The following is a 10,111-nucleotide window of genomic DNA, read 5'->3' on the forward strand; positions in this document are numbered from 1 at the left end:
GTAGACCGATCGACACATGCTGCCGATGGTAACGAGAAACAGACCATCATCACGTGACGCAATGGAGAAAGATAGTGGGAAAGCTCGATCGGCTAGACTTCAAGATACTATCCTATCTTCAGAAGAATGGCCGCGCCACGAACGTTCGGCTGGCCGATGCGATCGGACTTTCCGCCAGTCCTTGCCTCAGTCGCCTGAAAAATCTCGAGGAATTGGGATATATCAAGTCCTACGGTGCCCGCGTTGATCTCGACAGGCTGGGTGACTATCTGATGGTCTTCACGGAAGTCACTTTAACAGATCACCGCATCGCAGATTTTGAACGCTTTCTCAACTGCGTGCGGAAGATCCCGGAAGTCGTTGAATGTCATCACGTTAGTGGCGGATACGATTACCTTCTCAAAATCATCACGCGAAGCGTAAGCCATTATCAGCGGATCATTGAGGTTCTTCTCGAAAAGGACTCGGTAATAGAGAAATATTTCAGCTACATCGTTCTGGATTCCCCGATCGTTCGAGACGGTTATCCTATTGACCAAATCTTCGGTTGCGTCAGCGACTGATTGAAAACTGTAGCGAACCTCCTGATTTCACCGTGATCGCAACGGTACCGTTCAGTGGCTGCACGGAAGGAACCTTTGTACGGGTCGGGCAGTGCCATGGAACCGATCGCACCAAACATGAAAGCAATGGGCACTCAGACCATTGGGAAATTTTGGTCCTGCGCGCAGCTTGATGCGCAAGCAGTGTTTCAGCTCACAGCTGTCCGGGGCAAGAGTTCGCCGACGCCGACGCCGTCGGCGGGATGACCTGCGGGCAATTTCGTGAGCGTCTCACCCAGCCTCACGTGCGGGTTCATACCAGAGATCGTGCCGTTCTCGATGAGCCTGGCGATGACCGCCCGGTTGCCGCAGCCTTGATCGGAGCCAGCGAACAACGCGTTCTCTCGGTTGAGCGCCAGCAGGCGGATCGAGCGTACGGGTGCTGACCGTGTAGACCTGTGAATGTCAGAACCGGCAGATATCCCTCCCGCAAAACGCCGCTTGCGGGACCGGTCTTCCCTCACGCCAATCGCCATCTCAATTGGGAGAATTGGCCTGTCCTTGCTCCGACGACGCCCTGCAAATCCCGACGACCATGGTCGCGACGTTCTATGGGCGGCCCCTATATCTGCGCCGGCAACGCAACTCACAAGGAACTGGGCGGAACGGAAACTGATATCCCCAAAGCTCATCTCCTGCTGATCCGCGGGTCGCACATGTCCGGGTTTGCGTCCGCCTACCCTTCGACAGATCGGACCTCGGGACAGCAAAGAAGGGTCGCCCGCAGCGGCCATCCATCGCCACGACAGTGCCGCCTGCATGTCATACATCGATCCGATCGCAGATCTCTGGTCGCCAAGTGGGCGCTGCGCTGCTATCGCCATATGTCCCTGCATCCTGAAACGGATTCTGCGGCCTTGCGTGCTACGTTCACGCGTGAGGACGAATTTCTTCGAGCGTAGCTTAAGGTGTTTAAAAAGATGGCATTCGACAGGGGAAATCGCGGCAATGGTCGCGACCGGTTTGGTGGCGGTGATGATCGCTGGGGCGGTGGCAATGATCGCTTCGGCGGCGGCGGCGATCGCTTCGGCGGTGGCGGGGATCGCTTCGGCGGTGGCGGGGATCGCTTCGGCGGCGGCCAGCGTGGCGGTTTTGGTGGATCACGCGGTGGCGGTTTTGGCGGCGGCGGTTCGCGTGGTGGGCCAGGCCAGGTTGTCGGTCAGGGTCGTGGCACCGTGAAATTCTTCAACCCGGACAAGGGCTTCGGCTTCATCCAGCTTGAGAGTGGCGGCGACGATGCCTTCGTGCACATCAGTGCCGTGCAGTCCGCCGGTCTTGAAACGCTGGCTGAAGGCCAGCAGCTGGAATTCCAGTTGGTCGAGCGCAACGGCAAGGTTTCCGCGTCGGATTTGTCCATCGTCGGTGAGGTCATCGTCGCCGAACGTCGCGAACGGGCCCCGGCTCCACGGCAGTCGACTGGCGAGAAGGCTACCGGCACGGTCAAGTTCTTCAACGGCGCCAAGGGCTTTGGCTTTATTGTGCGCGATGATGGCCAGCCCGACGCGTTCGTACACATCAGCGCCGTCGAACGCTCCGGTCTGCATGGGCTCTCCGAAGGCGATCAACTTGAATTCGAGATCGAGATCGATAGGCGCGGCAAGGCGTCTGCCGTAAATCTGGTCCAGCGTTGACGGACTTTGCCATGGCTGCCGAAGGCGGCCATGGCCTTGCCTTCGGCTTTCCCGGATCGCATCGTGATCGGTAACGGAAAGCATGTGCCTTATGTTGAAGGCCGTGATCCTGGCCGCATTCGACCGGCTGCGGGCGGGCCGGCTTTGTCTTGGAACTGATGCCCGGCCACATCACTTGAACCACAGACCCGGGTTGGTTCAACTCTTGCCTGAAAGGTAGCTCCTCAGCGGCCTTGTCAGGTGACTGATCTGATAACCTAGCCTTGTCCTGACGGATCCATCGTCATGGAAGAGCTAATGAGACGACAACGGATTGCATGACTAACGACGATCACAGCGGCGACAACGACTCTCCTCTTCTCGACCTTCACAAGGGTTCGGTCCAGCGGTTCATCGCGCGCGCCAAAAGTCAGGGCGTCGTCACGGTCAAGGAATTGAATGCCGCTCTGCCGCAGGACCAGATGACCACCGATCAGATCGAGGATATCATGGCCGCGATCTCGGAAATGGGCGTCAAGATCATCGAGAACGATGCTGATGACGATGACGAAGGCGAGCATGAAGACGGCGTAGAGGCCGTCGATGGTCGCGATGACGAGTCCGGTTCGGACTCCGAGTTCGGCGAAGGCAACTTTCGGCGCCGTCCCGGCGAGACCCGCAAGACCGACTCGCTTGCGCGTTCCGACGACCCGGTCCGCATGTACCTGCAGGAAATGGGCGCCGCCGAGATGCTCAGCCGCGAGGGTGAAGCGGCCATCGCCAAGCGTATCGAAGCTGGCCGCGACATGATGATCATGGGGCTCTGCGAAAGCCCGATGACCTTCCATGCGATCATCGGGTGGTCCGAAGCGCTCAACAACGGCGACATGCAGCTTCGCGAGATACTCGATCTCGACGCGATGCTCTCCAAAGAGCCCCAGCCGGAAAATCTGGGCGAAGACAGTGAAGGCGACGGCGAGATTTCCGCAGCCACCGCTGGTCCTTCCTTCAAGGAAGATGACGATTCCGGCGAGGACAGCTCGGATGAAGTCGACGAGGACGGCAATCCGATCCCCAAGCGCAGGGGTGAGGACGATGAGGAAGATGACAACATTCTCTCCCTCGGCCAGATGGAAGCCGCGCTTACGCCGGAAGCGCTGGAAAAGTTCGCACTCATCACCGAACTGTTCCGCACCTTCGAACGCCTGCAGAGCGAGCGGCTCGACGCCCTGGCTTTGGGTATCAATTTCCCGGCCGCAAAAGAAGACCAGTACCTGCAACTGCGCGAGGATCTTACGGCACAGGTGGAATCGGTGCAGTTCCACGCGACCAAGATCGAGTATCTGATCGACAACCTCTACGCCTTCAACCGCCGCCTGACGACGCTGGGCGGGCAGATGCTGCGCCTGGCCGAGCGCCACAAGGTGAAGCGTGCCGATTTCCTGGAAGCCTATACGGGCCGGGAACTCGACGACACCTGGGTCGCCGAAATGTCCAAGAAGGACAAGAAGTGGGCTGCCTTCGCCGAGAACGAGGCTGAGCCTGCCGAGCGCATCCGGTTGGAAGTCTCGGACATCGCAACCGCTACCGGCATGGCGCTTCCCGAGTTTCGCCGCATCGTCAACATGGTCCAGAAGGCGGAGCGTGAAGCTCGCATTGCCAAGAAGGAGATGGTCGAGGCGAACCTGCGTCTGGTGATCTCGATCGCCAAGAAATACACCAACCGCGGCCTGCAGTTCCTCGACCTCATCCAGGAAGGCAACATCGGCCTGATGAAGGCGGTCGACAAGTTCCAGTACCGCCGCGGCTACAAGTTCTCCACCTACGCGACCTGGTGGATCAGGCAGGCGATCACGCGATCGATCGCAGATCAGGCCCGCACGATCCGCATCCCGGTCCACATGATCGAGACGATCAACAAGCTGGTGCGCACGAGCCGCCAGTTCCTCCATGACCAGGGCCGCGAGCCCACGCCGGAGGAAATGGCAGAGAAACTGTCGATGCCGCTTGAGAAAGTGAAGCGGGTTCTGAAAATTGCCAAGGAGCCCATCTCGCTCGAAACGCCGATCGGCGACGAGGAAGACAGCAGCCTGGGCAACTTCATCCAGGACGAGAACGCCGTCATACCGGTGGACGCGGCAATCCAGGCCAACCTGAAGGAAATGATCACTCGCACGCTGGCATCGCTAACGCCTCGTGAGGAGCGTGTGCTGCGCATGCGTTTCGGCATCGGCATGCCAACAGACCACACGCTGGAAGAAGTCGGCCAGCAGTTCTCGGTTACCCGCGAACGCATCCGCCAGATCGAGGCGAAAGCGCTCCGCAAGCTCAAGCACCCAAGCCGTTCACGCATCATGCGAGCGTTCCTGGATTAGGCTCGGGCCGCCAGGCATCGCGCCTAATCCTGGCCGATCACTGCCGATGCGTTACAATACGGGGCATCGGCAGCTAGGCGCTCAAATTTCCCCTTCGGCAGCAATCGAACCGTTCCTATCAGCGGCCGGTTTAAGTCGAGAGCTGCTCGAACTGGACAGTCGCCTCATGGTGAACAGAAGTCGGCCTCGGAACGCCGTCAATGGGTCGAAAGCAACATTGGCCTGCCTTCGTTCTCGCGCTGCCAAAGTTGCGGTTCTCCGTCGACGCCACCCAGCGGCGGCCTGCCCGGTCGGCAGCACCCCATTTCTGGGGTAGGACTTGCGCTTCACTTTCGCGTGGGCCAGCTTTGCTGGCGTCGGCCAGTCCGGCTATTGCCTACCCGATCGCATTCGAAACGTTCGACGATGTTGCCATCCATCTTCCACGGTTCATCGATCACATCTGCAGTCAACGCCGGTTGCGTTCCGCCTTGGGTTACATGAGCCCAGAACAGTTCGAGGAGTTACACGCCAAATCAAGTGTCGAAACTGCAGCCTGATGACTGTCCGACCCCAGGGCCTCACTCCGCCCCGACATCCTGCTCATGGCTGAATGCGGTCGGAGGCTTCTTTGCCAAGTTAGCCAAACGCCGGCTGAAGCACGGCGTTTTTCATTCGCTGGTCGATTTTCAGGCCGCCACAAGCCGCTTCATCGCCGAGCATAGCCGCGACAACCCAAGAGCCCTTCCAATGGACCGCGGACCGCGACGAAATCATCGCCGCGGTCAGGCATGGCCACTAGGTGCTAGACTTAAACATATGTAATATCTCACTTAATGATGCACACCTTTGGCGTAACACTTGTCGTCCACTTATCCCACATATTGCATGATTAGATTTTGTGTGGGATAAACCCCCATGCCGACCGTCCGCCCCTTTTCCGCCGAGCAGTCGCGGCTGCTGGTCAACCTTCGCCAGCGCTACGAGGTGTGGCGCGACGCCGAGCGTGAACTCGCGCGCTTGCCCTATGACCTGCGCCGCAAGACCGTGAACGGCCGGGACTATCTCTACCGGATCTTCGACCGCGGCGGCAACGGAAAGAGCCTGGGTCCGATGGACGAGGCAAACACGCACCAATTCGAAGAGTACCATGCTGCCAAGACAGCCCTGAAGGCGCGCATTGCCGGTCTGCGGCCTGCTCTCGCCGAAAGCGCCGCGCTGTACCGTGCGCTACGCTTGCCGCTGCTCTCCAGTGATGCCGGTCCGATTCTGCGCGAATGCGATCGCCGCGAACTCCTCGATGGCACGCTGATGGTTGTCGGGACAAATGCCATTGCTGCCTACATGGTCGAAGCCAACGGAATGATTGCCCTGCCCGACGAGACCGAGGATTTTGATCTGGCTTGGGTGCGCGAAGCCGATTGCGCGGATGAGGACTTGGTGTGGTCGATGCTCAAAGCCGTGGACTCGACCTTCACGATCAATACCGAACGCGACTTCCAGGCCCGAAACGCCAAGGCCTACGAAGTCGAGCTGCTGGTGGCCCCTTCCCGCTATACTGCACTGGGCAATACCGACAGGCCAAGGCCGATGCCGCTTCCCGAACAGGAATGGCTCCTCCTCGGCAGGCCGGTCGACCAGGTCGTGGGCTGCCGGGACGGTTCGCCAGCCCGTATCGTTGCGCCCGATCCGCGATGGTTCGCGCTACACAAGCTCTGGATGTCGAGGCAAGCCAAGCGCAATCCTCTCAAGCGTCCGAAAGACGAAGCCCAAGGCTATGCGCTGCTCGAAGCGGTGAAGATTGCCATGCCGCACTATCCGCTCGATGAAGCATTCCGATCGGAGATTCCAATCGAACTTGAGCCGATGATGCAGGCTTGGGAGCAGCGCAACACACCTATGACGAGGCCCGCATCGGATTGGTAAAGCAGGGTCTTTGTGCGCGTGGAACATCATGCACGATCACGCTGATCTGGGCTACTCTGGAAACCGTGGGGCGGGCCCACGAAAGTGCCCTTTCGCGAATTAACCTACCATAGGGCCACCCCGCTTTCGGCTGCCCGGGGGAAAGGTCGTTAAACCGATTACGGTGGTAATCATGACGGTTCGCGTCACCGAGCGAGTTGTCGCAATGACCGATTCGCCATCAATCATCTTCCCGATTCCAGACGCGCCCGCGCCATTCATTGGGCGCATCGGCATCCTCCGATGCCCCTTGCTGCTTGCTGCCTGTCAAACGAACTGAGGATTTGACCCCGCATTGCCTCAAGCAGAATGTTACCGGTAGGATTGCTGTCCCGAGGGGGATGGAGGCTGTTCTGTCATCCAGTCTCGGGGATAGCGGATGGGCAGGCGGATCAGCATGACGACAAGTGTTTCATAGTTTCCCGCACGATTGAGGTCGATGCAGGGAGAGGAAATGCTTCAGGCAGAGGAGGTGGCCGCGATCGATGCGGCTGCATGAACTGGGCTGGGGAGCCAAGCGGCTTTCGAAGGAGTTTGGCTGCGCGCGCAACACCGTCCGCCGCTATCTTCGTGCGGGTGGTGCGGGCCCCTTCAACAAGCCGACGCGCAAGACAGCATTCGACGGGCTCGATGACTGGCCGCGCGAACGTTTCTTCCGGCATGGCGGCAATGCCGACGTCCTGCGTCAGGAGCTGGCCAGCGAGCACGGGATCGTGATTGGCCTGCGGTCGGTCGAGCTTCGGGTTCAGCGCTGGCGCCGGGAGTTGAAGGCGCAGAAGCGAGCGACGGTACGCTTCGAAACGCCTCCGGGCCATCAACTGCAAATCGATTTTGGCGGTGCCCGGGTCTGGATCGGCGATGAACGGATCCGCCTGCATATTGAGGTGTTGGGTTGGACGGCTCCTAACGGCATCGCGATGTGCCAAGGTGATGTCGTTGCAAGACTCACAAGAGGGAGCCGCCCAACCCAACACCTCAGCATTCGCGACGTTGGCATCATGGTGTTGGGCCCGCTCGTGCGCAGGGCGATTGGCCCGGCCGGGACGAGGCTCTCAAGTCGCAGTGCAAGCGGCACATTGCGCTGGCACGTACGATGGCATCTGGCGGCTACCGTCAGATCCTGTCCAATAGCGCCATTGGCTGATCGCGATTCGCACGGACTCAGATTTCCGCGAATGCCGTTTCAAGGAGGCGCAGCCGGGCCGGTAACGCAGCAGCCACGGCTTCGTGTATGTCGCTCGCAAAATCGGCCGGCATGGCAGCAAGCGCCTGTTCGACCCCCGCCTCTGCCTTTTCCATGATGTCCGACACGACCTGGTGGATGATCGTCGGGCCGAGGCCCGCTGCCTTTGCAGTCTGCACGAAGTGCCGGCCGACAATCTCATCCATCCGATAGTGCCGCTTGCGCCCGACCGACATGGCGATGCGGAAGCTGCGATGGTTGAGCTGGCCGTGATCAACTGCCCCCTGCACCGACAGCACATCATAGAAGGGAGTCAACCGAAACCCACCTCTCGGCCTCAGAAACAGGCTGAAATTCTTGGCATGCCCGTCTATTGCGCCAATCATCCAGAAGATGATCTGGCTGGCGAGAAATGCCGTCTGGTCCTTTGCCGGCTCGTCGCTGGCCTCAAGCAAATGCATGATGCCCTCGGCCGTGGGGCCACCTTCGCTCTGGTACTTCTGCGTCGTGGGAAAACCGAGTGCCTGGCAGCAGTCTTCCTGCGGCAGGCGCAGCAAGCGGCCATCCTCCCGCCATTGGCGATCGAAGCGCTCGACGACCAGCACGCGCCGCGAACCGAACGTGGCGATCTGCGTGCTCGCGACAGGCAGTCCGAAGGCTTCGAGCAGCTTCAAGCAGTAGTGCTCGTTGTCGGCGCTCGCTGTCATGTCGACCATGCCCGTCGAAATCGGTTTCTCGCCGAGTTGCGGCTTGAAAATATGCGTCGTGGGCGTCGTGTCGATCGGACGCTTCCATTGCCCGTCGTGCCAAAGCAATGCAGTCTTCTCCTGCGCGCCTGCCAACGAAATCCGGAAATCATGCGCGGGATCGATGCCGAGCGGCGCGCCCTTGAGGTCCGCAAGGATGCCCTCGATGTCCGTATCGTTGAGCGGCTCGCCGGCTATTGCATCCGCCGCGCCGGGGGCCTCGCCTTCGGGCAGGAACTGCATCGCGCCGACGCAATCGCGGCCGATTTGCGCGAGCAGGCTGTAGACATCCGTGCCTTCCGCGCCAATGCGCTCCGCGACGCGGCGACGTATTTGCGCGTTATCGGGCAACAGGTTGTCGAAGACGGCGAGGACGGGCGCCCCGCGATAGGCCGCCTTGCGCAGCGGCAACTGACCTGAGCCCGGCAAACTGGTCCGATTTATGTGAGAATTTCTCGGTTAGGTTTGGCCAGTGCCAGCCAGGAGATTCGTGGGATGAAGAAGTCCAGGTTCAGTGAGCAGCAGATCGCCTTCATACTGAAGCAGGCGGAGGACGGGACAACGGTCGAGGAGGTCTGCCGGAAGGCGGGGATCTCGATCCAGACGTATTACCGATGGCGCAGCAAATACGGCGGACTGATGCCGTCGGAGATGAAGCGCCTGAAGCAGCTCGAGGAAGAGAACAGCCGGCTCAAACGCCTGGTGGCGAACCTCAGTCTCGACAAGGAAATGCTGCAGGACGTCATCAAGCGAAAAATGTAAGGCCTGATCGGGCCCGTAAGTTGGTCGGCTACATGCAGGTCAGCTACGGTGTCTCCGAACGGCGGGCGTGCGATGTGTTCCCGACCAACAGGGCAACCGTTCGCTACAAGTCCCGCCGTCCCGATCAGGCCAGTCTCGAAATGCGGATCAAGGACCTTGCTGCGACGCGGGTGCGCTATGGTTATCGGCGCATCCATGTCCTGTTGCGGAGGGAAGGATGGCAGATCAACCACAAGAAGACCCGGCGGATTTACCGGGAGCTGGGCCTGCAACTGCGCAACAAGACACCCAAGCGCAAGGTGAAGGCCAAGCTGCGCGAGGACCGGGTTCCGGCAACTGCGCCCAATGAATGCTGGTCGATGGACTTCCTGTCCGACCAGTTGTTCGATGGGCGCAAGATCCGGGTGTTGTCGATCGTCGATAACTACACCCGACTGTCACCGGCACTCGATGTCCGCTTCAGTTACCGGGGGAGCGACGTCGTCGAAACCCTCGAGCGGATCGCGATCCAGTATGGTCGGCCGCAGCGCATCAGGGTCGATCAGGGACCCGAGTTCATCTCGAAGGATCTCGACCTGTGGGCTTACCAGCACGATGTCGTGCTCGACTTCAGCAGGCCTGGCAAACCTACCGACAACGCGTTCGCTGAATCATTCAACGGCCGGATCAGGGCGGAGTGTCTCAATGCCAACTGGTTCTTGAGCTTGGCGGATGCCCGGCATAAATGTGAAGCTTGGCGGCACGATTACAACAATGTCCGCCCTCATAGCTCCCTTGGCAACCAAACCCCAGTGGAGCGTGCTTTTGCATCAGGGCAGGCTAGCCTGCCCTGATGCAAAAAGAGCCGGTCTTTCTCGCAATGGCCGGACCAGAAAAGGGGCCAGGCTCA

Annotated in this window: 7 protein-coding genes and 2 pseudogenes; 7 read left to right on the plus strand and 2 right to left on the minus strand. The window is 59.9% G+C overall.

Translation table 11 applies throughout. The features are described 5' to 3' along the window. Nucleotides 1–74 precede the first annotated feature (74 nt). A complete protein-coding gene (locus SPHV1_RS03575) occupies nt 75–563 on the plus strand; it encodes an Lrp/AsnC family transcriptional regulator (RefSeq protein ID WP_139383968.1) in 489 nt (162 codons plus the stop codon). Between the two features lie 188 nt (nt 564–751). Here SPHV1_RS03575 and SPHV1_RS25645 read toward each other — a convergent pair whose 3' ends face one another. Next, nucleotides 752–937 carry a transposase domain-containing protein gene (locus SPHV1_RS25645; RefSeq protein ID WP_231634504.1) on the minus strand — a complete coding sequence of 62 codons (186 nt, stop codon included), beginning with the start codon at nt 935–937 and terminating at the stop codon, nt 752–754. 585 nt (nt 938–1,522) lie between these two features. Here SPHV1_RS25645 and SPHV1_RS25955 point away from each other — a divergent pair. From SPHV1_RS25955 to SPHV1_RS24255, 5 genes and pseudogenes are all read left to right on the plus strand, one after another. After that, nucleotides 1,523–2,233, plus strand: coding sequence for a cold-shock protein (locus SPHV1_RS25955; protein WP_054944701.1), 711 nt, complete (start codon nt 1,523–1,525; stop codon nt 2,231–2,233). Between the two features lie 317 nt (nt 2,234–2,550). Continuing rightward, nucleotides 2,551–4,587, plus strand: a complete 2,037-nt coding sequence (gene rpoD, locus SPHV1_RS03590) for an RNA polymerase sigma factor RpoD (RefSeq protein ID WP_054944702.1) — start codon at nt 2,551–2,553, stop codon at nt 4,585–4,587. A 561-nt stretch (nt 4,588–5,148) separates the two neighbouring features. Continuing rightward, nucleotides 5,149–5,368, plus strand: a pseudogene (locus tag SPHV1_RS25360) (IS630 family transposase); the annotation flags it as partial. Between the two features lie 116 nt (nt 5,369–5,484). Then, the gene (locus SPHV1_RS03595; protein ID WP_054944703.1) at nt 5,485–6,492 is read left to right on the plus strand and encodes a GSU2403 family nucleotidyltransferase fold protein; all 1,008 of its coding nucleotides are present in this window, start codon (nt 5,485–5,487) and stop codon (nt 6,490–6,492) included. A 478-nt stretch (nt 6,493–6,970) separates the two neighbouring features. Then, nucleotides 6,971–7,418, plus strand: a pseudogene (locus SPHV1_RS24255) (IS21 family transposase); the annotation flags it as partial. Nucleotides 7,419–7,692: 274 nt separating this feature from the next. Here SPHV1_RS24255 and SPHV1_RS03605 read toward each other — a convergent pair. Continuing rightward, nucleotides 7,693–8,889, minus strand: a complete 1,197-nt coding sequence (locus SPHV1_RS03605) for a type II toxin-antitoxin system HipA family toxin (protein WP_255352251.1) — start codon at nt 8,887–8,889, stop codon at nt 7,693–7,695. A 66-nt stretch (nt 8,890–8,955) separates the two neighbouring features. On the opposite strand from SPHV1_RS03605, the gene SPHV1_RS03615 reads away from it, so the two are divergent. Then, nucleotides 8,956–10,055 (plus strand): IS3 family transposase gene (locus SPHV1_RS03615; RefSeq protein ID WP_156367231.1). Its coding sequence is split into 2 segments (ribosomal slippage): nt 8,956–9,217 and nt 9,217–10,055, totalling 1,101 coding nucleotides; the frame shifts between segments, so codons are not numbered across the junction. Nucleotides 10,056–10,111 lie beyond the last annotated feature (56 nt).

The sequence above is a fragment of the Novosphingobium sp. KN65.2 genome, from assembly GCF_001368935.1.
GTDB classification, from domain to species: domain Bacteria; phylum Pseudomonadota; class Alphaproteobacteria; order Sphingomonadales; family Sphingomonadaceae; genus Novosphingobium; species Novosphingobium mathurense.

Bases quoted from the DNA above. Each gene is read 5' to 3' on its own strand.
- SPHV1_RS25955 (WP_054944701.1), top strand. From the start codon at position 1,523: ATGGCATTCGACAGGGGAAATCGCGGCAATGGTCGCGACCGGTTTGGT.
- SPHV1_RS03595 (WP_054944703.1), top strand. From the start codon at position 5,485: ATGCCGACCGTCCGCCCCTTTTCCGCCGAGCAGTCGCGGCTGCTGGTC.
- rpoD (WP_054944702.1), top strand. From the start codon at position 2,551: ATGACTAACGACGATCACAGCGGCGACAACGACTCTCCTCTTCTCGAC.